This window comes from Microbacterium lacticum (genome assembly GCF_006716815.1).
Lineage (GTDB): Bacteria > Actinomycetota > Actinomycetes > Actinomycetales > Microbacteriaceae > Microbacterium > Microbacterium lacticum.
In genome coordinates, this window is record NZ_VFPS01000007.1 from 1 (window position 1) to 24,016 (window position 24,016).

24 protein-coding genes are annotated in these 24,016 nt (G+C 72.9%); 21 read left to right on the forward strand and 3 right to left on the reverse strand.

Annotated elements, in window-relative coordinates; all coding sequences use genetic code 11:
- On the reverse strand, positions 1–275 hold a 275-nt coding region (locus tag FHX68_RS13925), incomplete at its 3' end, for an ATP-binding cassette domain-containing protein (protein ID WP_141920318.1).
- A gap of 114 nt (positions 276–389) precedes the next feature.
- Between FHX68_RS13925 and FHX68_RS13930 the strand changes: the two genes are divergently transcribed.
- Genes FHX68_RS13930 through FHX68_RS13945 form a run of 4 tightly spaced genes read left to right on the forward strand, consistent with a single transcriptional unit; the run spans position 390 to position 3,590 of the window.
- The gene (locus FHX68_RS13930) at positions 390–1,481 is read left to right on the forward strand and encodes an enoyl-CoA hydratase/isomerase family protein (RefSeq protein WP_229661530.1); all 1,092 of its coding nucleotides are present in this window, start codon (positions 390–392) and stop codon (positions 1,479–1,481) included.
- A gap of 29 nt (positions 1,482–1,510) precedes the next feature.
- Positions 1,511–2,194, forward strand: coding sequence for an LssY C-terminal domain-containing protein (locus tag FHX68_RS13935; RefSeq protein WP_141380060.1), 684 nt, complete (start codon positions 1,511–1,513; stop codon positions 2,192–2,194).
- Positions 2,191–2,604 carry a hypothetical protein gene (locus tag FHX68_RS13940; protein ID WP_141380061.1) on the forward strand — a complete coding sequence of 138 codons (414 nt, stop codon included), beginning with the start codon at positions 2,191–2,193 and terminating at the stop codon, positions 2,602–2,604. The genes FHX68_RS13935 and FHX68_RS13940 overlap by 4 nt, the downstream gene beginning before the upstream one ends.
- 8 nt (positions 2,605–2,612) lie before the next feature.
- Positions 2,613–3,590, forward strand: coding sequence for a J domain-containing protein (locus tag FHX68_RS13945; protein ID WP_141380062.1), 978 nt, complete (start codon positions 2,613–2,615; stop codon positions 3,588–3,590).
- A gap of 21 nt (positions 3,591–3,611) precedes the next feature.
- Here the strand turns inward: FHX68_RS13945 and FHX68_RS16035 are convergent, their stop codons facing one another.
- Positions 3,612–4,343, reverse strand: a complete 732-nt coding sequence (locus FHX68_RS16035) for a TetR/AcrR family transcriptional regulator (RefSeq protein WP_229661529.1) — start codon at positions 4,341–4,343, stop codon at positions 3,612–3,614.
- Positions 4,344–4,421: 78 nt separating this feature from the next.
- Here FHX68_RS16035 and FHX68_RS13960 point away from each other — a divergent pair, with 78 nt between their 5' ends.
- Positions 4,422–4,961, forward strand: a complete 540-nt coding sequence (locus FHX68_RS13960; protein WP_141380063.1) for a YaeQ family protein — start codon at positions 4,422–4,424, stop codon at positions 4,959–4,961.
- Positions 4,962–5,057: 96 nt separating this feature from the next.
- On the opposite strand, the gene FHX68_RS13965 is transcribed toward FHX68_RS13960, so the two are convergent.
- Complete coding sequence (locus FHX68_RS13965) at positions 5,058–5,354, reverse strand: hypothetical protein (RefSeq protein ID WP_141380064.1); 297 nt, start codon at positions 5,352–5,354, stop codon at positions 5,058–5,060.
- Between the two features lie 261 nt (positions 5,355–5,615).
- Here FHX68_RS13965 and FHX68_RS13970 point away from each other — a divergent pair, with 261 nt between their 5' ends.
- The 16 genes from FHX68_RS13970 to FHX68_RS14040 all read left to right on the forward strand — a co-directional run bounded on the left by FHX68_RS13970 (position 5,616) and on the right by FHX68_RS14040 (position 24,013).
- On the forward strand, positions 5,616–6,305 hold the full coding sequence (locus FHX68_RS13970; RefSeq protein ID WP_141380065.1) for an SDR family oxidoreductase: 690 nt from the start codon (positions 5,616–5,618) through the stop codon (positions 6,303–6,305).
- Entirely contained in the window at positions 6,302–6,817 is a 516-nt protein-coding gene (locus FHX68_RS13975; protein ID WP_141380066.1) for a glutaminase, read from the forward strand. The genes FHX68_RS13970 and FHX68_RS13975 overlap by 4 nt, the downstream gene beginning before the upstream one ends.
- A 177-nt stretch (positions 6,818–6,994) precedes the next feature.
- Positions 6,995–9,205 carry a glycogen debranching protein GlgX gene (gene glgX, locus FHX68_RS13980; RefSeq protein ID WP_141380067.1) on the forward strand — a complete coding sequence of 737 codons (2,211 nt, stop codon included), beginning with the start codon at positions 6,995–6,997 and terminating at the stop codon, positions 9,203–9,205.
- Between the two features lie 5 nt (positions 9,206–9,210).
- Complete coding sequence (gene treY, locus FHX68_RS13985) at positions 9,211–11,772, forward strand: malto-oligosyltrehalose synthase (protein ID WP_255314013.1); 2,562 nt, start codon at positions 9,211–9,213, stop codon at positions 11,770–11,772.
- Positions 11,773–11,898: 126 nt separating this feature from the next.
- Positions 11,899–13,554, forward strand: coding sequence for a TIGR04028 family ABC transporter substrate-binding protein (locus FHX68_RS13990; RefSeq protein ID WP_141380069.1), 1,656 nt, complete (start codon positions 11,899–11,901; stop codon positions 13,552–13,554).
- Positions 13,555–13,560: 6 nt separating this feature from the next.
- Positions 13,561–14,625, forward strand: a complete 1,065-nt coding sequence (locus tag FHX68_RS13995; RefSeq protein WP_229661528.1) for an ABC transporter permease — start codon at positions 13,561–13,563, stop codon at positions 14,623–14,625.
- Positions 14,622–15,494 (forward strand): ABC transporter permease, encoded by an 873-nt coding sequence (locus FHX68_RS14000; protein ID WP_206694326.1) that lies wholly within the window; start codon positions 14,622–14,624, stop codon positions 15,492–15,494. Before FHX68_RS13995 ends, FHX68_RS14000 begins: the two co-directional genes overlap by 4 nt.
- Positions 15,491–17,242, forward strand: coding sequence for a dipeptide ABC transporter ATP-binding protein (locus tag FHX68_RS14005; RefSeq protein ID WP_141380070.1), 1,752 nt, complete (start codon positions 15,491–15,493; stop codon positions 17,240–17,242). Before FHX68_RS14000 ends, FHX68_RS14005 begins: the two co-directional genes overlap by 4 nt.
- Positions 17,239–18,321, forward strand: a complete 1,083-nt coding sequence (locus FHX68_RS14010; RefSeq protein ID WP_141380071.1) for a putative FMN-dependent luciferase-like monooxygenase — start codon at positions 17,239–17,241, stop codon at positions 18,319–18,321. The genes FHX68_RS14005 and FHX68_RS14010 overlap by 4 nt, the downstream gene beginning before the upstream one ends.
- The gene (locus FHX68_RS14015) at positions 18,318–18,950 is read left to right on the forward strand and encodes a CMD domain protein (RefSeq protein ID WP_141380072.1); all 633 of its coding nucleotides are present in this window, start codon (positions 18,318–18,320) and stop codon (positions 18,948–18,950) included. Before FHX68_RS14010 ends, FHX68_RS14015 begins: the two co-directional genes overlap by 4 nt.
- The gene (locus tag FHX68_RS14020; RefSeq protein ID WP_141380073.1) at positions 18,947–19,561 is read left to right on the forward strand and encodes an alkylhydroperoxidase domain protein; all 615 of its coding nucleotides are present in this window, start codon (positions 18,947–18,949) and stop codon (positions 19,559–19,561) included. The genes FHX68_RS14015 and FHX68_RS14020 overlap by 4 nt, the downstream gene beginning before the upstream one ends.
- 66 nt (positions 19,562–19,627) lie before the next feature.
- Entirely contained in the window at positions 19,628–20,275 is a 648-nt protein-coding gene (locus tag FHX68_RS14025) for a VOC family protein (RefSeq protein ID WP_141380074.1), read from the forward strand.
- Positions 20,272–21,141: a M20/M25/M40 family metallo-hydrolase gene (locus FHX68_RS14030; RefSeq protein WP_229661527.1), complete on the forward strand. Its 870-nt coding sequence runs from the start codon at positions 20,272–20,274 to the stop codon at positions 21,139–21,141. The genes FHX68_RS14025 and FHX68_RS14030 overlap by 4 nt, the downstream gene beginning before the upstream one ends.
- Positions 21,108–21,290, forward strand: a complete 183-nt coding sequence (locus tag FHX68_RS16040; protein WP_229661526.1) for a hypothetical protein — start codon at positions 21,108–21,110, stop codon at positions 21,288–21,290. Before FHX68_RS14030 ends, FHX68_RS16040 begins: the two co-directional genes overlap by 34 nt.
- Positions 21,291–21,343: 53 nt before the next feature.
- Positions 21,344–23,128: a malto-oligosyltrehalose trehalohydrolase gene (gene treZ, locus FHX68_RS14035; RefSeq protein WP_141380075.1), complete on the forward strand. Its 1,785-nt coding sequence runs from the start codon at positions 21,344–21,346 to the stop codon at positions 23,126–23,128.
- Positions 23,129–23,191: 63 nt separating this feature from the next.
- Positions 23,192–24,013, forward strand: a complete 822-nt coding sequence (locus FHX68_RS14040; RefSeq protein WP_141380076.1) for a tryptophan-rich sensory protein — start codon at positions 23,192–23,194, stop codon at positions 24,011–24,013.
- The last annotated feature ends 3 nt before the right edge of the window (positions 24,014–24,016 follow it).

Genomic DNA, 24,016 nt, shown 5'->3' on the forward strand with positions numbered 1-24,016 from the left:
CCGGGGTGGAAGCTGGATGCCTCGAGCGCCGCCCCGACCGTCTGCAGCGGCCTCGTGAGGTCGGCGTAGCGGCGGCCGGCGATCGTCGCGGTGCCCGAGGTGGCCGTCACGAGGCCGAGCAGGATGCGCAGGCTCGTCGTCTTTCCGGCGCCGTTGGGGCCGAGGAATCCGGTGACCGTTCCGGGTTCGACGCGGGCGGTGAGTCCGTCGACGGCGGCGACGGATCCGAAGCGCTTCGTCACGTCGGTGAACTCGAGGACATGTCCTTCGGGCATGGGGGGCCTCTCGTCGGTGGGGGCGGTGAGTCCATCCTGGCCGAAAAAGGCCCCGGACCGGGGGATGCCGCGCCCATCCGGGGCGGAGAGGCCACCGCGGGTAACGTGGGGCGGGTGAGCACCCTCGACGTCACCGCGCCCGAGCCGACCGTCCTCGCGCGCGCCGAGCGCGGCGTCGGGCACCTGACCCTCAACCGTCCGCGGGCGATCAACGCGCTCGACCTCGACATGATCCTGCAACTGAGCGCGGCGCTGGATGCCTGGGAGCACGACCCCGACATCGACGTCGTGCTGCTCGACGGCGCCGGCGAGCGGGGCCTGTGCGCCGGCGGCGACGTGCGCGGCCTGCGCGAGCAGATCGTCGAGGGCCGGGGGAGCGAGGTCGCGGTGTTCTTCCGCACCGAGTACGCGCTGAACGCCCGCATCGCCGAGTACCCGAAGCCGATCGTCGCGATCGCCGACGGCGTCACGATGGGCGGCGGCATCGGCCTCGCCGGCCACGCCGCGGTGCGGGTGGTGACCGAGCGCTCGCGCCTGGCCATGCCCGAGACCCGCATCGGCTTCACCCCCGACGTGGGCGGCTCGTGGCTGCTCGGGCGGGCGCCTGGCCGCACGGGGGAGTACCTCGCCCTCACCGGCGGCACGATGGATGCCTCCGACGCGATCTACGCCGGCTTCGCCGACGCGCTCGTGCCGAGCGACCGGCTCACCGACCTGTGCGATGCGCTGCTCACCCGCGCCGACCCCGCGACGCCCGCCGAACTGGTGCTCCTGTTCGACGAGACGCCCGCGCCCTCGCGCCTCGCCGCGGCCCGACCGTGGATCGACGACGCGTTCTCCGCCGACACCGTCGCCGAGATCGTCGCGCGCCTGCGCGCGCGGCCCGAGGCCGAGGCATCCACGACCGCCGACACGCTCGAGGAGCTCTCGCCGACGGCGCTGACCGTGACCCTCGCGGCCGTCCGCGCCGCGCGCGAGCTGCCCGACCTGCGCGCCGCGCTCGCGCAGGAGTACGGCCTCGTGCTGTGGTTCGCCGGCACCCAGTCCGACCTCGTCGAGGGCATCCGCGCGCAACTGGTGGACAAGGACCGCGACCCGCACTGGAACCCGAGCACCCTGGATGCCGTGGCGCCGGACCTCGCCGCCGACGCGCTCGCCGCGGCGCCGACCGACCCGCTCTGGGGCGTCGACCGGGACGCGGACTGAGCGGGGATCGAGCGCCGGGTGGGAACGCGATGAGCGAGGGAACGGGCCGTCGCGCACGGCGCTGGTCGATCGGCACGGCCGTCGACCAGTTCTTCTTCGTCTTCGCGGGGCTCGCGGCGATCTGGCTCGCCTACCTCAGCTTCACCGAGACGTTCGCGATCGGGTGGTGGGGCATCGCTGCGGGCATCGTCTTCTGGGTGCTGCTGGCCTACCTCGTGCTGCCGCGGCTGCACCGCATCCTCACGACGATCTACGTGCCCGACTACTTCATCGGCCGCGCACGCACGAGCGACGGGCTGCTCGGCGACCCCATCAACCTCGCCTCCATGGGCGAGGCCGACCAGGTGCGCGCGGCGCTGGCGCGCGCGGGCTGGGTGCGCGCCGACCCGGTGACCGTCGGCACGTCGTGGCGCATCGTCTCCTCGACCCTCCGCCGCCGCAGCTACGACGAGGCGCCGGTGAGCCCGCTCTTCCTCTTCGGGCGGCAGCAGGACTTCGCCTACCAGCAGGAGGTCGACGGCAGCCCCGAGAAGCGTCACCACGTGCGCTTCTGGCGGTGCCCGGACGGCTGGCTGCTGCCGGGCGGCCGGCGGGTCGACTGGCTCGCGGCGGGCACGTTCGACACGTCGGTCGGGTCATCGCTGTGCGGCGGCGACTCGATCCGCACCGACGGCGACCTGCCGATCGTCGACGTGCGGCAGGTGACGGCATGAGTGCGGATGACGTGGGCGCGGGCGCGCTCGTCAGCGTGTTGACGATGCTCGACGTGGCGCTGCACTGGCGCACCTACCTCGAGGGCCTCAGCCGCGACATCGACGGGCTCAGCCCCACCGCCGACGTGTACGACGCGTCGCTCTGGGTCGTGCTCGTCGGGTTGGGCGTCGTCACGGTGATCGAGTTGGTGTGCGGCATCCTCATCTTCCGCGGCAGCAACGCGGCGCGGGTGCTCGTCATGGTCGTCACGGCGATCTCGATCTCGACGGCGTTCGTCAGCTGGTGGGCGCGCGATCAGGAGATCACGCTGCAGACGACGCTCCTCTCGCTCGCCGTCGACATCCTGGTCCTGCTGGCGCTGTCGAGCCGCAGCGCTGCCGCCTATGCCCGCCGCGCCGAGAAGCACTGAGGCCCGCCATGTTCGACAGTCCGCTCTCCGCCTCGGCCTACGAGGTGCTGCAGATCGATGCGGATGCCTCGCACGAGGATCTCCGCAAGGCGTATCGGCTGCGCCTGCGTCAGACGCATCCCGACACCGGGGGCGACGCCGTCGTGTTCGTGCAGGTGCAGCGGGCGTGGGAGCTCGTCGGCACGGTCGAGGCGCGCGCCGCCTACGACCGCGGGCACGGGTTCGCCGACGCGCGGTATGCGCCGGACGGTGCGGGGGGCGCGGGTGGTGCCGGTGCGGGGGGCGCCGGTGGTGCCGGTGCGGATGCCTCGTCCGGCTGGCGGCCTCGCCCCGCCGACACGCGTCCGCGGGCACGATCGTTCGGCCACCCGGGCGGGTGGCGCCGGGAACGCTACCTGACCCTCATGCGCGAGTGGGCGGGCCGCGGGACCGAGCTCGCCGACCCGTACGACCCGGCGCTCGTGCGCACGGCGCCGCGCGAGCTGAAGCGGCTGCTCGCCGACGCGCTCGCCGAAGAGGCATCCGCGCGCATCATCGCCGACCTCGGCATGGGCTATACGGTCTGGCACGACGTCGCCGCCGACCCGCGCGATGCGGCGCTCAAGCTCGATCACATCGTGCTCGGTCCGAGCGGGCTCTACGCGGTGCTCAGCGAGGACTTCGGCGGGCCCGCGCGGGTGCGCCGCGGCGAACTGATCGGCGACGGGGTGACCGGCGCGCCCATCGGCGACCTGGTTGCCGCGACCCGCGCCGTCGCGCGCGCCGCGCGGGTGCGCTTCAGCGGCGTGGTCGTCGTGCTCCCCGACGAAGACCTCGCGACCGCGATCGACGAGATCGGCAAGATGCGCGGTCAGCCCGTCGCGATCGTGCGGCGCTCAGCCCTGTCGACGGTGCTGCGACGCGGCCTCACCGGCGCGCGCGACATCGGCGGCAACGAGCTGTTCGACGTGCGCACCCGGCTGCAGTCGGTCGTGCGTTTCGTCTGAGAGGACGCCCCGGCGGCCGGGTCACACCGCGGGCGGCGCCAGCAGCCGGTCGAGCAGTGCGAGAGCGGCCTCGTGGTCGACGCTCGCGTCGAGCAGCCACTGCGTCTGCAGTCCGTCGGAGGCCGCGATGACGAGCGCCGCGACGAGCGCGGGGTCGAGGTCGGCGCGGAGAGATCCGGACGCCTGCAGCGCGCGCACCCGCGCGGCGAGCTCGTCGCGCAGGCGCGAGAAGCGGTCGGTCGCGAAGGCCTGCGCCGCGGGGTGCGCGCCGTCGAGAGCCGACGCGACGAGCGTCGAGTACAGCTGCACCATGCCCGGGATCTCACGGTTCTCGGCCGCCGAGATCCGCATCGCCTCCGCAGGGCTGATCAGCGCGTCCGCGTCGCCGGCCCTCCCAGCATCGTCGGCCGGATCGGCGCCGCCGCGCGTGTCGTCGGCCGGATCGCCGCCGCGTCCATCGGCGCCGCCACGCGGATCGGCGCCCCCGTCGTTGTCGCGGCTGGCAGCCGCCTCCTCGAGGCGCTGCGCCGACTCGCGATACACCGCGACGAGCAGTTCGTCGAGCGAGCCGAAGTAGTGGGTGAGCGCCGCGTGCGTGACCCCGACCTCCTGCGCGATCGCGCGCAGGCTCGTGCGGCTGCCGCCCCGCTGGGCGAACACCTCGATCGCCCGGTCGAGGATCTCCTGCCGCCGGGCGACGCCCTTCGCGTACGTCCCGCGGGAGCGCGGGGTCTCGGCGCCGGAGGGACTCATGCGCAGAGCCTATCGGCGGGCTCGAAAACCTCCAAGCGGAGGTTCTGCGTGGCATCCGTGCCCGGTTAGGCTCGGAGCATGGCGATCGGCGTTGTGATGCACACCTTCGACGTGCAGCTGGCCGATCTCGACCGCGGCGTCTACGACGACCTGACCCTGCGCCTCGCGCAGCACCCGTCGGAGACGGCGGCGTTCATGGTCACGCGGCTCCTCGCCTACTGCCTCGAGTACGCCGAGGGCATCGCGTTCAGCGAGGGCGTCGCCGCGACGAACGCGCCGGCGGTGCTCGTGCGCGATGCGACCGGCGCGCAGACCGCGTGGATCGAGGTCGGCGCCCCCGACGCCGAGCGGCTGCACTACGGCAGCAAGCTCACCGGCCACGTCGCCGTCTACACGCACCGCGACCCGGCGCGGGTGCTGCCGCAGTGGGCGGGCAAGAAGATCCACGACGCCGAGAACATCGCGCTCACCTCCTTCGACCCCGGGTTCGTGGATGCCGTGGCCGACGCGATCGAGCGCCGCAACACGGTCGCCCTGTCGGTGACCGAGGGGCAGCTCTACCTCGACGTGAACGGCACGAGCCTCACCTCGACACTGCACCGGCACCCGATCGCCTGAGCCGGCGCGACCGCTCCCGATCCGCCCCGCACCGCCGCCGCGGACGACGAAGGCCCCGCCGGGCGGATGCTCGGCGGGGCCTTCGAGGCGTGGGTCTTACGTGTCGTCGCCGTGGTGGAACGTGGCCTTCAGCTTGTCGAGACGCTCTTCGCGCGAGGCCTTGCGCTCTTCGTGACGCTCCTCCTTGAGGACCTTGTGCGCGGCGCGCGAGGCCTCCTCCGCGGCATCCTGCTGCGCGTCGAGCGCATCGAGCACCTCGTCGAGCGTCCAGCGCACGACCGTTCCGCCGCGCTCGGCAACCGCGTTGTTGAGGATCGAGACGTCCTCCTCGACCGTCTCGGCGATAATCGCGTTCGTTCCCGGGGGAACCGTCTCGGCGAACTGCGACAGCACGTCGTCGCCCTTGTCGAGGCGCGATCCGTCGACGAGCGCGCCGCCGAGCGTGCCGATCAGCGAGCCGCCGATCGTCGCCGTGCCGCCCTCACAACGACGTTCTCAGACATGTGGTTCCTCGATTCTGGATCGGACGGCGCTCCGCTCATCGGAGCCGCCGGTCCCCAGCCTTGCCCCGTTCGGGTGCTCTGCGAAAGGGGTGGTGTGTGAACTCTCGGCGGACGCAGAAGAGCCGCTGGGCGCGGTGCGAGGATGGATGCCATGTCCACCTACGTCCTCACGGGGGCCGGCTCGGGGATCGGCCGGCTCGTCGCCGAGCGGCTGCACGCCCGCGGCGACACCCTGATCCTCATCGCCCGCGACGACCGCCGCGCCGCCGACCTCACCGCCGCGTTCCCGGGTGCCGTCGCCGTCGCGAGCGACCTGGCTGACCCCACCGCCCTCGCGGACGCCGTCGCCGCCGCGCTGCCGGAGGCGATCGACGGCATCGTGCACGCCGCCGGCATCGTCGAGCTCGGCACCGTCGCCGAGCTGCCGGTGGATGCCTGGACGAGCCAGCTGACGGTCAACCTCGTCGCCCCCGCCGAGCTGACACGGCTCCTCCTACCGCGCGTCCGCGCCGCGCGCGGGCAGATCGTGTTCGTCAACTCGGGCGCGGGGCTCACCGCGCACGCGGGATGGGCCGCGTACGCGGCATCCAAGCACGGCCTCAAGGCGCTCGCCGATGCCCTCCGCAGCGAGGAGGCGGAGCACAGCGTGCGGGTGACGACCGTCTACCCCGGCCGCACCGCCACCCCCATGCAGGAGACCGTGCACGCGCAGGAGGGCGCCGCCTACGACCCCGACCGCTGGATCGACCCGGAGTCGGTGGCGACCGTCATCCTCACCGCGCTCGACCTGCCGCGCGACGCCGTGATCTCCGACCTCACGGTGCGCCCCGGCCCGCGATGAGCGGTGCGGCGGGCGAGACCGACGCCGCAGGTGAGAACGGCGAGCGTCCGACGATCGACGCCCTGCTCGAGGACGCGCGGCGACGGCTCGCCGGGTCGCCGCGCGAGCGGCGGGGCGACTGGGTGCAGGCGCGCCGGCTGCTCGGATTCGGGCGCGCGCCGCGCATCGTGCCCGTCGGAGACGTGTGGCACGTGGGCGTGCTGCTGATCGCGGATGCCGAGGTCTACGCCACGGGCGAGGTGCTGCGCGCCCGCACCGAGGCGCCGCGTGGCTACACCGCCGAGGCCCAGCGCGAGCGGTCGGAGCGCGCTGCCGCGGCGGCCCGCGGCGGGTTCGCCGACGGAGAGGTGGTGCATCTCGGAGCGGAGCCGCTCGACCTCGGGGCACTCCGGCGGGGCGAGGCATCCGGCCCGCTCTCGGTGGTCGCGGGTGTCGTGCACGTGCGCTGGAGCGCGTCGGGCGCCCCGCGCCCGCTCGCGGACTACCTCGACGAGCAGCTCGCGCTGCGCTGAGTGCGCGGAGCGTGCCGGCTGCGCCGAATCGCATAGCAAGCGATGGGCCCCCTCGTCCAGCCCCGCCGCACGATATCCCCGGGGCGAGGCGAGAGCCTAGGCTGATGTCGTCCGCCGGTGAATCCGGCGGACTGATCGATCAGCGTCATCCAGTGTCTTCGACCAGGGGAGTCTCGCATGCAGGTGTGGCCCGGATCCGCGTACCCCCTCGGGGCGACCTTCGACGGCAGCGGCACGAACTTCGCGCTGTTCAGCGAGGGCGCCGAGCGGGTCGAGCTGTGCCTGTTCGGCGACCGCGGGAAGGAGACCCGCGTCGAGCTGCGCGACGTCGACGCGCACGTCTGGCACGCGTATCTGCCGACGGTCCAGCCGGGGCAGCGCTACGGCTATCGCGTGTACGGGCCCAACGATCCCGAGAACGGGCAGCGGTTCAACCCGCACAAGCTGCTGCTCGACCCGTACGCCAAGGCCGTCGATGGCCAGGTCGAGTGGGGCCAGTCGGTGTTCGGCTACAACTTCGGCGATCCCGACTCGCGCAACGACGACGACTCCGCGAAGGCGATGATGAAGGGCGTCGTGATCAACCCGTTCTTCGACTGGGCGGGCGACCGGCAGCCGAAGACGCCCTACGCCGAGAGCGTCATCTACGAGGCGCACGTGAAGGGCCTCACCGAGCGGCATCCGGACATTCCGGAGGAGATCCGCGGGACGTACAGCGCGATCGCGCATCCGGTCATCATCGAGCACCTCAAGCGGATCGGCGTGACGGCGATCGAGCTCATGCCGGTGCACCAGTTCGTCAACGACTCGACGCTGCAGGAGAAAGGGCTGTCGAACTACTGGGGCTACAACACGATCGCCTTCCTCGCACCGCAGAACACCTACTCCTCGGCCGGCCAGCTGGGCCAGCAGGTGCAGGAGTTCAAGGGGATGGTGCGGGCTCTGCACGCGGCAGGCATCGAGGTCATCCTCGACGTCGTCTACAACCACACCGCCGAGGGCAACCACCTGGGCCCCACCCTGTCGATGCGCGGCATCGACAACGAGGCCTACTACCGCCTCGACGAGACCGACAAGCGCTATTACACGGACTACACCGGCACCGGGAACAGCCTCAACGTCGGCAACCCGCACACGCTGCAGCTGATCATGGACTCGCTGCGCTATTGGGTGCTCGAGATGCACGTCGACGGGTTCCGGTTCGACCTCGCCGCCACGCTCGCGCGCGAGTTCTACGACGTCGACCGGCTCTCCGCATTCTTCGAACTCGTCCAGCAGGATCCTGTAGTGAGCCAGGTGAAGCTCATCGCCGAACCGTGGGACCTCGGCCCCGGCGGCTACCAGGTCGGCAACTTCCCGCCGCAGTGGACGGAGTGGAACGGCAAGTACCGCGACACCGTGCGCGACTTCTGGCGCGGCGAGCCTTCGACGCTCGGCGAGTTCGCGTCGCGACTGACGGGATCGGCCGATCTCTACGAGCACGACGGCCGCCGCCCCGTGGCATCCATCAACTTCGTGACGGCGCACGACGGCTTCACGCTGCGCGATCTGGTGTCGTACAACGAGAAGCACAACGAGGCCAACGGCGAGCAGAACAACGACGGCGAATCGCACAACCGCTCGTGGAACTGCGGCGTCGAAGGCCCGACCGACGACCCCGCCGTCTTGACGTTGCGCGCCCGGCAGCAACGCAACTTCCTCGCGACGCTGCTGATCAGCCAGGGCGTCCCGATGATCAGCCACGGCGACGAACTCGGCCGCACGCAGGGCGGCAACAACAACGGCTACGCGCAGGACAACGAGATCACGTGGGTCGACTGGGAGCACATCGACCAGCCGCTCATCGAGTTCACCGCCGCCCTGGCCCGCCTGCGCCGCGAGCACCCGACGTTCCGGCGCAGCCGCTTCTTCAACGGGCGGCCGGTGCGCCGCGAGGCGGGGGCGCCCGTCCCCGACATCGCGTGGCTGCGGCCCGACGGCACCGAGATGCAGCCGGATGACTGGGAGTCGGGTTTCGGGCGCGCGATCGGGGTGTTCTTGAACGGCGACGGCATCCGCGAGCGGGATCGGCGGGGCCAGGAGATCCACGATCAGCACTTCTTCGTGCTGTTCAACGCCGGCGACGACGACGTGCAGTTCACGATCCCGAAGGCGGAGTTCAGCCCCGAATGGGAAGTGCTCGTCGACACGGCGGGTCAGCGCACGGACAAGGCGCCACTGCGCGGCGGCGACGTGGTTGACGTCGCACCGCGATCGCTCATGGTGCTGTGTGAGCACGACCCGGACGTGCCTGAGGTCGACCACTCGGTCGCCGCCTCGCTCACGGCGCTGACAACGCCCATCGACATCGTTCCCGCTCCCGCCCCGCAAGCCGAACTGGCCCACTGATCCCCGTGAGCCCTCGACGGGAGAGTGCGCCCGCATCGACCTGTCGCCTGCAGGTGCGCGCGGAGTTCGACCTGGATGCCGCGGCGGACGTCGTGCCGTACCTGCGCGACCTCGGCGTCGACTGGGCGTACCTGTCGCCGATCCTGCAGGCGACCGAGGGGTCGGACCACGGCTACGACGTCGTCGATCCCACCCGCGTGGATGCCTCGCGCGGCGGCCCCGAGGCTCTCGCCCGGTTCTCCGCCGCCGCCCGCGCCGCCGGGCTCGGCACGCTCATCGACCTCGTGCCCAACCACCAGGGCGTCGCCGCACCGGAGCAGAACCCGTGGTGGTGGGACGTGCTCACCTTCGGCCGCGCCTCGCGCCATGCCGAGTCATTCGACATCGACTGGGACCACGGCGACGGTCGCGTCGTGCTCCCGGTGCTCGGCGCCGAGCTCGACGAGGTGATCGCCGCGGGCGAGCTTGTCGTCGCGCCGCCGGGGGGCGGGGGCGGGGTGTCGGATGCTGAGGAGATGGCGGATTCTGAGGACGCGACCGCGCCCAGGCATCCTCAGCAACCTCCTACTCCTCAGGAACCGGCGGCAGACGAGGAGACCTCGCCGGAGGAAGCCCCGTACGGCACGGCACGGTACTACGACCTGGTGCTGCCGCTCGCGCCGGGCACGGCGCCGCTGCGGGAGACGTCGGATGCCTCTGCCGTGCGCGACGTGCTCGCCCGTCAGCACTGGCAGCTCGCGTTCTGGCGCCGCGCCGAGGACGTGCTCAACTACCGGCGGTTCTTTACCGTGACCTCGCTCGCCGGGGTGCGCGTCGAAAGACCCGAGGTGTTCGACGCCAGCCACACCGAGGTGCTGCGCTGGGTGCGCGAGGGCCTCGTCGACGGGCTGCGCATCGACCACCCCGACGGGCTCGCCGATCCCGGCGGCTACCTCGACCGCCTCGCCGCCGAGACGAGCCGCGCCGCGGCGGCCGCCGCCGAGACGGCCCGCGCCGTGACGAGCCGCGCCGCCGCGGCGATGCCGATCTACGTCGAGAAGATCCTCGAGCCGGGCGAGCAGCTGCCGGGCTGGTGGCAGACCGACGGCACCACCGGATACGACGCCCTCGGCGAGATCGACCGCGTGCTCGTCGACCCCGCCGGCGAAGCGCCCCTCACCGACCTCGACACCGCGCTGCGCGGGCACGCCGAGCCCTGGGCGGAGCTCATCGCGACGACCAAGCGCGAGATCGCCGACACGTCGCAGGCCGCCGAGGTCGGCCGGCTCGTCCGCAACCTGCCCGCGCCCGTCCGAGCGGGCCTCGGCGACGACCTCGCCCGAGACGCGCTCGCCGAGCTGCTCGCCGCGTTCCCGGTGTACCGCGCGTACCTCCCCGCCGGCACCGATCATGTCGCGCACGCCGCGGCCGAGGCATCCACGCGCCGCCCCGACCTGGCCGCCGCCATCGACGCGCTCGCGCCCCTCGCGGCCGAGGCGGGCACCGAGTTCTCGCGCCGGTTCATGCAGACGACCGGCCCCGTGATGGCCAAGGGCGTGGAGGATCGCGCGTTCTACCGGTACAGCCGGCTCACCTCGCTCACCGAGGTCGGCGGCGATCCCGCGCACTTCTCCGCGTCGGTCGACGAGCTGCACGAGGCGTTCGCGCGCCGCCAGGCGGCGTGGCCGCACGCCCTCACCGCGCTGACGACGCACGACACGAAGCGCTCGGAAGACACCCGCGCGCGCCTCGCGGTGCTCGCCGAGGTGCCGGAGCGCTGGACGGCGGTGCTCGGCGATCTGCGCGAGGTCGCCTCGACCGGCGACGGCCCGCTCGACGCGCTGCTCTGGCAGGCGGTCGTCGGCGCGTGGTCGGACGCCCCCGATCTCGCCGATCGCCTGCACGCCTACGCCGAGAAGGCGGCGCGCGAGGGCGGCGTCGGGACGACGTGGGAAGACCCGGATGCCTCGTTCGAGGGTCGCGTGCACGCGCTCGTCGACACGGCCTTCCGACATGCGCGCCCGATCGTCGAGGGGTTCGTGGGCGAGATCGCCGACGCCGGCCGCTCGAACGGGCTCTCCGCGAAGCTGCTGCAGCTGACCGGTCCGGGCGTCCCCGACGTCTACCAGGGCACCGAGTTGTGGGACCACTCGCTCGTCGACCCCGACAACCGCCGGCTCGTCGACTTCGACGCACGCCGGGCGCTCCTCGGTCGCCTCGACGAGGGGTGGATGCCGGCGGTCGACGCCACCGGCGCCGCGAAGCTGCTCGTCGTGACCCGCGCGCTGCGGCTGCGGCGCGACCGACCGGAGCTCTTCGCGCGTTACACGCCGCTGCCCGTCGTCGGCGAGGCATCCGCGCACGCCCTCGCGTTCGACCGGGGCGGCGTGATCGCCGTCGCGACCCGGCTGCCGGTGGGGCTCGCCCGCCGCGGCGGCTGGGGCGACACCGCCGTGCTCGTGCCGACGGGCCTGTGGCGCGACGAGCTCACCGGCGCCGAGGTCGCCGGCGCCGAGGTCGCCGGCGGCGCCGTGCCGCTCGCGACGCTGCACGACCGCTACCCGGTCGCGCTCCTCACGCGTGTGTGACGTTCCGTGACGGTTGCTTACGAACCGTGACCTACGAGTGGTGTCGTCGTGGGTGCCGTGATGGGCTGAGGCATCCCGCACACCGCAGCGCGCGCCCGTGAGGGCTGCGCAGTCCAGGAGACGCCCATGTCCCGCTTCACTCGCACGGCCCTCGCCGGGGCATCCGCCCTCGCGGTCGCCGCCCTCATCACCGCATGCTCCTCCGGCGGCACCGCACCCGCCGCGTCGGACGCCGCCGCCGAGCCGCAGCAGGGCGGCACGCTCAGCTACCTCGAGCCGCAGGCCTGGTCGACGCTGTACCCGCCGTCGGCCGGCTTCTACCCCAACGGCGGCCTCGTCAACAACATCACCGACCGCCTGCTCTACCAGAACCCCGAGACGCTCGAACTCGAGCCGTGGATCGCGACCGACTACACGGTCAACGACGACGCCACCCAGTACTCGTTCGACCTCCGCACCGACGTCACCTACTCCGACGGCACGAAGCTGACGGCCGCCAACGTCGTGAAGAACATCGACCTGTACGGCAAGGGCGACAAGGACCGCGCGCTCCCCGTCTCCGAGGCGATCAACAACTACGACCACGGCGAGGTCGTCGACGACGACACCGTCGTCTTCCATTTCACCGCCCCGTCGCCGGGCTTCGCGCAGGCGGTGTCGACGATCAACTCCGGACTGCTGTCGGATGCCACGCTCGACCGCGCGAGCGAAGGCTACGGTCCCGGCAACGCGAAGGACATCATCGGCAGCGGCCCGTTCGTCGTCTCCGCCGAGGAGATCGGCACCAAGACCTCCGTCACGGCGCGGAAGGACTACGACTGGGCGCCGCCCTCGCTCGCCCACCAGGGCGCCGCCTACCTCGACGGCATCGACTACGTCGTCGCGGCTGAGGACAGCGTGCGCGTCGGCACGGTCGTCGCCGGGCAGGCCGATATCGCCCGTGGCATCGAGGCGCCCGACGAGGCGCAGTTCTCGGCATCCGGTCTGTCGCTGCACGCCGCCGCGACCAACGGCGTCAACAACGGTCTGAGCTTCCGCTTCCGCGAGCCGCGGCTCGAAGATGTCCGGGTGCGCCAGGCGCTCATCGCCGGCATCGACCGCCAGCAGATCGTCGACACCCTGTTCACGAAGAACTACCCCCTCGCCACCGGCGCGCTCGCGACCACCGCGCTCGGCTACGTCGACACCTCCGAGTACTACGCCTACGACCCCGACAAGGCCGAGAAGCTGCTCGACGAGGCCGGCTGGAAGCGCGGCAGCGACGGGGTGCGCGAGAAGGACGGCGAGAAGCTCTCGCTCACGTTCAACGAGGCGCTGCCGCAGCCGCGGTCGAAGGAGGTCGTGACCCTCATCCAGGAGCAGCTCGGCAAGCTCGGGGTGGAGGTGTCGCTCTTCGCCGGCGACATGGCCGCGCAGACCAAGGCATCCACCGATCAGTCGACGATCCAGGTGTACCACTCGATGGTGGGGCGCGCCGACTTCGATGTGCTGAAGTCGCAGTACTTCTCGAAGAACCGCAACACGCTGCTGAACCTCAACCCTGCCGACCAGAGCGTGGGCGACCCCGAGCTCGACGCGCTGCTGCTCGCGATCGCGTCGGAGGCGACCACGCCCGAGCGCCAGGCGGCCTCGGAGGCGGCGCAGCGCTACCTCGCCGACAAGGCGTACATCCTGCCGATCTTCGAGGAGCCGCAGGTGTTCGGCCTCACCGCGAAGGTGCACGGCTTCGCCACCGAGTCGGTCGGGCGCCCCTCGTTCTACGCGACCTGGCTGGCGGGCTGACCTGTCATGACGTATGTCCTCCGTCGTGTGGGCCAGGCGATCCTCGTGCTCGTCCTGGCCTACACGGCGGCCTATCTGCTCCTGGCCGCGCTCCCCGGCGACGCGATCATCGCGCGCTACGCCAGCCCCGAGCTCGGGCTCACCCCCGACCAGATCCAGGCGATCCGCGAATCGCTGGGCGCCGACCAGCCGCTGATCGTGCAGTACGGCCGCTCGATCGCGGGCTTCGTCACGGGTGACTTCGGCTCCTCGGTCGCGAGCGGCGCGGCCGTCTCCGACCTCATCGCCACGGCGCTGCCGCAGACGCTCGTCCTCGCCGTGCTGGGGCTCGTGCTCGCGATCATCCTCGCCGTCACGATCGCCTTCACCGCGACCTACGGCGCGACCCAGCCGCTGCGGCGCGCGTTCCGGGGCATCCCGCCGCTGTTCGTCTCGCTGCCGGTCTTCTGGATCGGCATCGTCCTCATCCAGATCTTCTCCTTCCGCCTCGGCTGGGTGCCGGTGATCGGCGCCGATCCGGCGCAGGCGCTGATCCTGCCGGTGATCACGCTGGCGATCCCGATCGCGGCGCCGCTCGCGCAGGTGCTGATGCGCTCGATCGACGAGGTGCGCGAGCAGCCGTTCGTCACCGTCGTGCGCGCCCGCGGCGCGTCGACCTCGTGGCTGCTGTGGCGGAACGTCGCGCGGAACGCGCTGCTGCCCACCCTCACGATGGCGGGTCTGCTGTTCGGCGAGCTCGTCGGCGGCGCCGTGGTGACCGAGACCGTGTTCGCGCGCGCCGGCATCGGCCAGCTCACCGCGCAGGCCGTCGCGAACCGCGACACCCCGGTGCTCCTGGCCGTCGTCGTGATCTCGACCGTCGCCTTCGTCCTGATCAACCTGATCGTCGACCTCCTCTACCCCGTGCTCGATGCGCGGCTGCGCGGCCCCGGCCGGGCGACGCGCCACGCACCCACCACCGTCGCCAGCGAGCTCACCTCGGCGTCGGAGCTCGACGGCGACGTTCCCGCCGCCCAGCCGGACCTCGCCGCGGTCGTCACCGCCGGCATCTCGGACGGAGACCGCCGATGACCCTCGCCGCCCCGGGCGCTGCCACCCGCGTCGCCCCGTCGCCGGGCCCCTCCTCTTCGGGTTCCGGCGCGCGCACCCTCTCCCGCGTCGGGCTCGCGCTGCCGGTGCTCGTCATCCTGCTCGCCCTCGCGTGGGCGCTCTTCCCGGCCCTGTTCACCGGGCAGAGCCCGACCGACACGGTCGCCCCGTCGCTGCAGGCGCCGAGCGCAGAGCACTGGTTCGGCACGGATGCCACGGGCCGCGACCTGTACGCCCGCGTCGTCTACGGGGCGTCGCAGTCGATCGTCGGCGCGCTGGTGGCGGTGCTCGTCGGCCTCGTCGTCGGCACGGCGATGGGCCTCGCCGCGGGCGCGATCGGGGGCGCGGTCGACGAGGTGCTGATGCGCGTCGTCGACGTGCTGCTGGCGATCCCCGCGCTGCTGCTGTCGCTCAGCGTCGTGATCCTGCTCGGATTCGGCACGACGAGCGCGGCGATCGCGGTCGGAGTCACCTCGATCGCGGTGTTCGCCCGCCTGGCCCGCTCGCGGGTGGTGAGCGTGCGCGTCACCGACTTCGTCGAGGCGGCGTACGGCTCGGGCGGCACGTTCTTCGGCGTGCTGTGGCGACACATCCTGCCGAACTCCCTGACGCCCGTGATCGCGCTCGCCGCGCTCCAGTTCGGCTCGGCGATCCTGCAGATCTCGACCCTCGGGTTCCTCGGCTACGGCGCCCCCCCGCCGACTCCGGAGTGGGGCCTGCTCATCGCCGAGGGCCGCAACTACGTCGCGACGGCGTGGTGGCTGACGGTGCTGCCGGGCATCGTCGTCGTGCTGGTCGTGCTCGCCACCAACAGGCTCAGCCAGGCGCTGCGCGGAGGGGATGCCTCATGAGCACCGACACGACGACGGGCGCGGCCACGCCCGGTGCCACGACCACCGCGCCGCTCTTGTCGATCCGCGATCTCGCGGTGCAGTACCGCACCCGCACCGGGGTCGTCGAGGCCGTCCGCGGCGTCTCGTTCGATGTCGAGGCGGGCGCCGTCACCGCTCTCGTCGGCGAGTCGGGATCGGGGAAGACCACCGTCGCCCAGTCGGTGATCGGCCTGCTCGCCGCGAACGGGCACGTCTCGGCGGGCAGCATCGCGCTGAACGAGCGCACCGACGGCCTCACCGAGCTCGTCGGGCTGTCCGAGCGGCGCTGGCGGCGCCTGCGCGGCCGGTGCATCGCCCTCATCCCGCAAGACCCCGGCAACTCGCTGAATCCGGTCGCGACGATCGGGTGGAGCGTCGGCGAGTCGCTGCGCATCCACGGCTGGACAGACCGCGCCGCGATCCACGCGCGCGTGATCGATCTGCTCGGCCGGGTCGGCATCGACGACCCCGAAGCGCGGTCGCGGCAATACCCGCACGAGCTGTCGGGCGGCATGCGGCAGCGCGTGCTCATCGCCGCGGCCATCGCGCTCGAGCCCGAGCTGATCATCGCCGACGAGCCCACGAGCGCCCTCGATGTCACCGTCGCCCGCACGGTACTCGACCTGCTCGACGATCTGCGTGCCGAGTCGGGCACGGGCATCCTGTTCATCACGCACGATCTCGCCGTCGCGGCCGACCGCTCCGACCGTATCGTCGTCATGCGCGGCGGCCAGGTGCAGGAGCAGGGCGAGACTGCCCGCGTGCTCGCCACTCCGACCTCGGAGTACACCCGCACCCTGCTCGCCGACGCCCCCTCGCTCGCCCGCGTCGTCGAGCGCCGCGCGCCGGATGCCTCGGCCGCCGCCGCGGCGGAGCGCTCCCTCGTCGAGGTGACCGCGCTCACGCAGGAGTTCCGCCGCCCCGGCCGGCCGCCGCTGCGCGCCGTCGACGACGTGAGCTTCACCGTCGCGCGCGGCACGACGCACGCCCTCGTGGGCGAATCGGGATCGGGGAAGACGACCACGGGGCGCTCGATCGCCGGGTTCAACCGCCCGACGAGCGGGACGATCCGCGTGGGCGACACCGACGTGACCGCGCTCACCGGGGCGCGGGAGCGGCGGGCGTTCCACCGCCGCACGCAGCTCGTCTACCAGAACCCGTACGCGTCGCTCGACCCGCGCCAGCGCATCGCCGACATCCTCGCCGAGCCGCTGCGGAACTTCTCCCTCGACACCCGCGCGGAGCGCGCCGACCGCGTCGCGCACCACCTCGAGCTCGTCTCGCTCGCGCCCGAGCTCGCGTCGAGGCATCCGCGTGAGCTCTCCGGCGGGCAGCGCCAGCGCGTCGCGATCGCGCGGGCGCTGATCGTCGAACCCGAGCTCGTCGTGCTCGACGAGGCGGTGTCGGCGCTCGATGTCACCGTGCAGGCGCAGATCCTGCGCCTCCTCGCGCGACTGCAGGAGGAGCTCGGTCTCACCTACGTGTTCATCTCGCACGACCTCGCGGTCGTGCGGCAGATCTCCGACACGGTGTCGGTGCTGCAGCGCGGCCGCCAGGTCGAGCACGGCACGGCCGAGGACGTCTTCACGCATCCGCAGCACCCGTACACGCGGCAGCTGCTCGCCGCGATCCCGGGACGGTCGCTCCGCGCCGGTGCCGAACACGCCGCCGAACCCACCCCCGACCCCACACCCGACGAGCTCCCATCAGAAGAGGTGCACGCATGACCGGACCCCGTCTCGGGTTCTTCACCCGCCTGCTCGAAGAGGCCTCCGCCGCCGACCGCTACCGGTTCGCGCTCGAACAGATCGAGCAGGCCGAGCGCAGCGGCTTCGCCTCCGCGTGGGTCGCGCAGCACCACTTCGGCGAGCACGAGGGCGGTCTGCCCTCGCCGTTCGTGCTGCTCGCCGCCGCCGCCGAGCGCACCTCGCGGATCGGGCTCGGCACGGCCGTCGTGACCCTCCCGATCGACGACCCGCTGCGGGTCGCCGAAGACGCCGTCGTGCTCGACCAGCTGAGCGACGGGCGCGTGCAGCTGGGGCTCGCCACCGGCGGCACCCCATCGTCGTTCGCGGCGTTCGGGCGCGACTCCGACCGCCGACGCGAGATCTTCGCCGACCATGTCGAGGTGCTCCTCGACGCGCTCGAAGGACGGGGCATCCGCGGCACGTCCTCCCGCATCTACCCCGCCGCCGGCGATCTCGGCGAACGCGTCTGGCAGGCCACGTTCTCGGTCGACGGCGGTCGTCGCGCGGGCGAGCGCGGCGACGGACTGCTCCTCTCGCGCACGCAGCCGCGACCGGCGGATGCCCCGGACGCGCCCCTGCACGACCTGCAGCTGCCGATCATCGCGGCCTACCGCGACGCGCTGCCGGACGGCGCCCCCGTGCGAGTGCTCGCCTCGCGCACCGCGCTCGTCGTCGACCCCGAGAACCGCACCCGCGCGCTGGAGCTGGCCGACGCGGGCCTGCGCCAGCTCGCCCGCACGATGTTCGGGCTCGACACCGACGGCCTCTCGATCGACGAGCTCGCCCGCATCACCGACACGCACGTCGGCACCGTCGACGAGGTGGTCGCCTCGCTCGGCGCCGACCAGACCCTCGCCGCCGCGACCGACGTCTCCTTCCAGGTGCACTCGGTCGCCGCGACGCACGAGCTCACCCTGCGCTCGCTGCAGCTGCTCGCCGACGAGGTCGCGCCGCGCCTCGGCCTGTCGACCGGCCCCGAGGCCGCCGACGCACTCCGCCACGCCCACCGCCCGCTCGTGACCGCGCGCCCGGGCGACACCCCGAGGGAGATCTCATGACGACCGCGTCCGCCGACATCATCGACCTGCTCGCCGGCATCGCCCCCGGCGACGCGCTCGCCGCCGTGCGCGACCAGCGCGCCCAGGCCCGCGAGAACGCGCAGCGCAGCTTCGAGGCGCTGCTCGAACCCGCCGAGCCCGGCACGTTCCCGCTCGCCGAGCGCTACGCCGTCGCCGCTTTCGTCGCCCGGCTGCACGGCTTCGACGCGGCCGCCGACTTCTACGACGACCTGCTCGCCGACGAGGCGCCCGAGCTGGCGACCCGGGTCGCCGCGGCGGCCGCGTCGGGCCGTGCGGACGGACCCTACGGCGCGTACCGAGAGCCGAACCTCGCCGGCGAATCGGTCGAGGGACCGCGCTGGGAGCCCGAGCCCGAGCTCACCGCCGCCCTCGGTGGCCGACTCGCCGCGGCCCTGACGCACGCGCACCTGCTCGTCTTCCGCCCTCGCGAGGCGCGGGCTGCGGCGCTCCAGGCGCTCGTGGATGCCGGGTGGTCGGCCGACGACATCGTCTCGCTCTCCCAGCTGATCGCCTTCCTCACCTTCCAGCTGCGGGTGGCGTGGGGGCTCCGCGTGCTGGCCGCGGCGCCGGCATCCGCCGCCACCGTTCTGGAAGGAGCCGACCGATGACCGCGATCATCACCGAGTACGACGAACTCGCCCGCCCCGAGGCGTTCACCCAGCAGGGTCTCGGCTGGGTGCCCTGGCTCGCGCCGGTCGACGAGGACGCCCTCACCGACCTGCAGCGCGACGCGCTGATCGAGCCGGCGCGCGCGGCGATGCCGTACTTCCGGCTGCTCGCCCGCGACCCCGAGGCGCTGCGAGCCCGCACCCTCACCGACCTCGACATCTTCTACAACGTCTCGGGCGGCCTCGGACGGGCCGAGCGCGAGCTCGCCGCGGCGGCCACCTCCCGACGCAACGGCTGCGTCTTCTGCGCCTCGGTGCACGCCGCCGCCGCGACCCGCGAGTCGGGCCGGGAGGCCGACGTGCAGCGCCTGCTCGACGAGGGCACCGGCGCCGATCTCGGCGACGATACCTGGAACGCCGTCGTCGAGGCATCCGTCGCCCTCGCCGACACGCCCCTCGACTTCGGCCCCGACCACATCGCGCGCCTCCGCGCCGCGGGGCTCGGCGACGCCGAGATCGTCGACGTCATCGGCGGTGCGGCGTTCTTCAACTGGGCGAACCGGCTCATGCTCTCGCTCGGCGAGCCCGAAGTGCCCGCCCGGCGCCACTGAGCGCGCCGCGGCATCCTCTCCCCTTCCCGATCCCTTCTTCCCGACCTTTCAGCAGACAGGCATCCCGTGAGCATCCCCACCCTCCTCGACCACGTCGTGATCGCCGGCCCCGACCTGGGCGCCCTGATCGACTGGTTCGCCGAGCGCACCGGCGTCGTCGCGGCGCCCGGTGGCGCGCACCCGACCGGCACCGCCAACGCTCTCGTCGCCCTCACGATCGACGGCGAACGGGGGCCGCAGTACATCGAGCTCATCGGCCCGAACCCCGACCGCCCCGAACCGGAGCTGCCCGAGACCTTCGGCATCGCGACCCTCGAGAGCCCGAGCGTGCAGGCGTACGCCGTGCATCCCGCCGACATCGAGGCCACCGTCGCCGCGGCGCGCGCGGGCGGATACGACCCCGGCGACGTCAGCGATCTGTCGCGGCGCACCCCCGACGGCACGCTGCTCGAATGGCGTCTGACGCGCGGCGAGTCGCGGCGGCTCGACGTGCCCTTCCTCATCGACTGGGGCGCGACGCCGCAGCCGGGGCTGAGCGACATCCCGTCGATCGAGCTCGTCTCCCTCGTGCGCGCCGAGGCCGACCCGGCGCCGCTTCGGGCCGTGCTCGACGCGTTCGACCTCGGCGACGGCGTCGCCGCCGTCGAGCAGACGGATGCCTCGGGCTATCGCCTCACGCTCCGCCGCGCCGACGGCGAGCTCGTCGAGCTGTGACCGGAGCGGCGAGCGTCGACGCCGAGGTCGCGGCGACGCTGGCGACCCTGCGCCCCGAGCTCGCCCGCCTCGCGCGCGAGCTCTACGACGAGCCGGAGATCGGGTTCGCCGAGCACGCGTCGGCCGCGCGCCTCGCGGCGCTGCTCACGAGCCACGGCGCCGAGGTCGAGGTCGGCGTGTTCGGGCTGCCGACCGCGCTCCGCGCGACGTTCCCCGCCGCCGACGGCGGGGCGCCGGCCGCGGAGACATCCGACGTCGAGGCATCCGACGTCGAGGCATCCGACCCGGAGGCATCCGCCCCGCACTTCGCGATCATCGCGGAGTACGACGCGCTGCCCGGCATCGGCCACGCGTGCGGGCACAACATCATCGCCGGAGTGGCGGTGGGCGCCTTCCTCGCGGCCGCGCCGATCGTCGCACGGCTCGGCGGCCGGCTGTCGCTGATCGGCACGCCCGCCGAAGAGAACGGCGGTGGCAAAGAGCTGATCATCCGCGCCGGCGGGTTCGACGACGTGGATGCCGCGGGCATGGTGCATCCGAGCTCGGGAGCAGGCACCACGCCGGTGCTCGGCCAGCGCACGACCGGGGTGCGCCGCGTCGCGGTGACCTACCACGGCCGCGCCGCGCACGCCGCGGGGGCGCCGTGGCTCGGCCGGAACGCCCTCGACGGGGTCGTCACGGGGTATCAGGGCGTCGCGCAGCTGCGCCAGCACATCCTCCCCCGCCGCCCCCGGCCGTGGTGCCGCAGGGCGGACCCTCGACCGACATGGGCAACGTCAGTCGCGTCGTCCCGTCGATCCATCCCTCGATCGGGCTCGGCGGTCCCGACGACGTGTTCCCGCACAACGCCGACTTCGCCGATCTGACGGTGCTGCCGCCGGCGCTCGACGCCCTCGTCGATGCGGCTGCCGCGCTCGCCGCGACCGCCGTGGACTACGTCGCCGACCCCGACCTGCGCGCCGCGGCGGCGGCGGAGTTCGAGGCATCCGGCGGTCCGTTCCGCGGGGAGAGCTGACCGGCACGCACCCGACCCGCGCGCGGCACGGCTCGCCCGGGCAGGATGGACACATGGGTATCGAGGTGTGGGCGCCGCGCGCGGCGCGAGTGCGACTGCGGCGGCCGGGGCACGACGACGTCGAGCTGACGGCGGGGGATGCCGGGTGGTGGAGCGTCGACGTGACTCTCGAAGGCGGCGACGAGTACGGCTTCGTGCTGGGGGACGCGGAGGCGGCCCGGCCCGATCCGCGCTCGCGGCGCCAGCCCCGCGGCGTGCACGAGCTCTCGGCCTGGGACGACGGCACGTCGTTCGCCTGGACCGACGGCGAGTGGACCGGGCGCGACCTGGCATCCGCTCTGATCTACGAGCTGCACCTCGGCACGTTCACCCCCGAGGGCACGCTCGACGCCGCGATCGGCAAGCTGCCGCACCTCGTCGAGCTCGGGGTGACCCACGTGGAGCTCCTCCCCGTCAACGGCTTCAACGGTACGCACAACTGGGGCTACGACGGCGTGCTCTGGTACACCGTGCAGGAGGACTACGGCGGGCCGGAGGCCTACCGGCGCTTCGTGGATGCCGCGCACGCGGCCGGCATCGCCGTGATCCAGGACGTCGTGTACAACCACCTCGGACCCTCCGGCAACTACCTACCCGAGTACGGTCCGTACCTGCGCGACGGGCAGAACACCACGTGGGGCGCGAGCGTCAACCTCGACGAGCGGGCCGTGCGCGACTACATCACGGACAACGCCCTGATGTGGCTGCGCGACTACCACGTCGACGGTCTGCGGCTCGACGCCGTGCACGCCCTGCACGAGTCGGCGGGGAGCCCCACGCACCTCCTGCAGGAGATCGCCGAGCGCTCCGATGCGCTCAGCGCCGAGCTCGGGCGACCGCTCAGCCTCATCGCCGAGAGCGACCTCAACGACCCGGTCATGATCCTGCCGCGCAGCGCCGGCGGATACGGCCTCAGCGCGCAGTGGGTCGACGACTGGCATCACGCCGTGCACGTCGCGCTCACCGGCGAGACCGCCGGGTACTACGCCGACTTCGCCGACCCGCAGGCGCTGCCGAAGACGTGGGCGGGCGGTTTCTACCACGACGGCACCTACTCGTCGTTCCGCGGCAAGAACTGGGGGGCGCCGGTGCCGCCCGAGGTGCCCTCGACGCGGTTCGTCGAGTTCGCGCAGGACCACGACCAGATCGGCAACCGCGCCGCCGGCGACCGGCTCAGCCAGCGCCTCTCGTTCGCGCGGCTGCAGATCGCCGCGGTGCTGACGATGACGGCGCCGGGCACGCCGATGCTGTTCATGGGCGAGGAGTGGGGCGCCTCGACCCCGTGGCAGTTCTTCACCTCGCACCCCGAGCCCGAGCTCGCCGAAGCCACCCGCAAGGGGCGCACAGCCGAGTTCGCCGCGATGGGCTGGGATGAGTCGCTCGTGCCCGACCCGAACGACCCGGCGACGTTCGAGCGCTCGAAGCTCGACTGGGCCGAGGCGACCGGCGGCGACCACCGCCGGCTGCTGCAGGGCTACCGCATGCTCGCGCGGCTCCGCCGAGAGCGCCCCGAGCTCACCGATCCGGACCGCGCGGGCCACACCGGCGAACACGTCGCGCCGGGGCGCTGGGTGCTCCACCGCGGCGCGGCGGCGGTGTACGTCAACCTCTCGGAGACCGACTGGGCGGTCGAGGTCGGCGACGACCAGGAGATCTGGCTGGCGACCACGACCGCGCACGACGGGGCACCGGTCGAGGAGGGCCCGGTGACGCTCTCGCCCGACTCCGTCGCCGTCATCGGACCGCGCCTCACCCCGCCGATGTCGCGGGGGTACGCGGAGTACGTCCAGGCCGAGTGACGCGCACGCCCGGGACTGTCAAGGGTCTGCCGCGAGACGGCCCCGGCGCATACCGTTGAGGGCATGAACGCCGCGGCCCGCTCAGGATCAGACCTCGCCCGCCAGATCGTCGTCATCTCGGCGGTGGTGTTCATGATCATCGCGGCGATGGTCGGCGTCGGGCTGTTCGGCGGCACCAATGTGCGCGATCTGCAGGGCGGGGCGCTCGACGCGGATGCCACGGTGCTCGCGCCGGGCCGTCAGGCGTTCTCGATCTGGTCGGTGATCTACCTGCTGATGATCGCGTACGCGGTGTGGCAGGCGCTCCCCGGACAGCGCGCGCGGCAGCGCCAGCGCCGCGCCGGGTGGTGGATCGCCCTCACGGCGGTGCTCAACGGCCTGTGGCTGCTCACAGCGCAGTTCCTGAACCTGTTCGCCACCGTCGTCGCCATCGTCATCCTGCTCGTGGCGCTCGCCGCCACCTATCGGCTGCTCGTGCTCGTGCCCGCCGAGGGCTGGGGCGATCGCATCCTGATGGACGTCACCGTCGGCATGCACCTCGGCTGGGTGTCGCTCGCGACGGTCGCGAACGTCACCGCCTGGCTCGCCGCCGACGTCGTGCCGGACCTCGACGCCCGCACGCAGGTCGTGTGGGGCGTGATCGTGCTCATCGTGGTCGCGCTCGTCGGGCTGGGCATCGCCCTCGGCACCCGCGGAGCGGGCATCGTGACGCGGACCGCCCCCGCCCTCGCGATGGCGTGGGGGCTCGTCTGGATCGGCGTCGCCCGGCTCACCGGTCAGCCGCACACCGTCGGCGTCGCCGTGACGGCGTTCATCGTCGCCGTGGTCATCGTCGCCGCACCGCTCGTGCGGCTGCCGCAGCGGAGCCCCGTCGCGGTGCGCTGAGCG

Bases quoted from the DNA above. Each gene is read 5' to 3' on its own strand.
- FHX68_RS13935 (WP_141380060.1), top strand. From the start codon at position 1,511: ATGAGCGAGGGAACGGGCCGTCGCGCACGGCGCTGGTCGATCGGCACG.
- FHX68_RS13940 (WP_141380061.1), top strand. From the start codon at position 2,191: ATGAGTGCGGATGACGTGGGCGCGGGCGCGCTCGTCAGCGTGTTGACG.
- FHX68_RS13945 (WP_141380062.1), top strand. From the start codon at position 2,613: ATGTTCGACAGTCCGCTCTCCGCCTCGGCCTACGAGGTGCTGCAGATC.
- FHX68_RS16035 (WP_229661529.1), bottom strand. From the start codon at position 4,343: ATGAGTCCCTCCGGCGCCGAGACCCCGCGCTCCCGCGGGACGTACGCG.
- FHX68_RS13960 (WP_141380063.1), top strand. From the start codon at position 4,422: ATGGCGATCGGCGTTGTGATGCACACCTTCGACGTGCAGCTGGCCGAT.
- FHX68_RS13970 (WP_141380065.1), top strand. From the start codon at position 5,616: ATGTCCACCTACGTCCTCACGGGGGCCGGCTCGGGGATCGGCCGGCTC.
- FHX68_RS13975 (WP_141380066.1), top strand. From the start codon at position 6,302: ATGAGCGGTGCGGCGGGCGAGACCGACGCCGCAGGTGAGAACGGCGAG.
- glgX (WP_141380067.1), top strand. From the start codon at position 6,995: ATGCAGGTGTGGCCCGGATCCGCGTACCCCCTCGGGGCGACCTTCGAC.
- FHX68_RS13990 (WP_141380069.1), top strand. From the start codon at position 11,899: ATGTCCCGCTTCACTCGCACGGCCCTCGCCGGGGCATCCGCCCTCGCG.
- FHX68_RS13995 (WP_229661528.1), top strand. From the start codon at position 13,561: ATGACGTATGTCCTCCGTCGTGTGGGCCAGGCGATCCTCGTGCTCGTC.
- FHX68_RS14000 (WP_206694326.1), top strand. From the start codon at position 14,622: ATGACCCTCGCCGCCCCGGGCGCTGCCACCCGCGTCGCCCCGTCGCCG.
- FHX68_RS14005 (WP_141380070.1), top strand. From the start codon at position 15,491: ATGAGCACCGACACGACGACGGGCGCGGCCACGCCCGGTGCCACGACC.
- FHX68_RS14010 (WP_141380071.1), top strand. From the start codon at position 17,239: ATGACCGGACCCCGTCTCGGGTTCTTCACCCGCCTGCTCGAAGAGGCC.
- FHX68_RS14015 (WP_141380072.1), top strand. From the start codon at position 18,318: ATGACGACCGCGTCCGCCGACATCATCGACCTGCTCGCCGGCATCGCC.
- FHX68_RS14020 (WP_141380073.1), top strand. From the start codon at position 18,947: ATGACCGCGATCATCACCGAGTACGACGAACTCGCCCGCCCCGAGGCG.
- treZ (WP_141380075.1), top strand. From the start codon at position 21,344: ATGGGTATCGAGGTGTGGGCGCCGCGCGCGGCGCGAGTGCGACTGCGG.
- FHX68_RS14040 (WP_141380076.1), top strand. From the start codon at position 23,192: ATGAACGCCGCGGCCCGCTCAGGATCAGACCTCGCCCGCCAGATCGTC.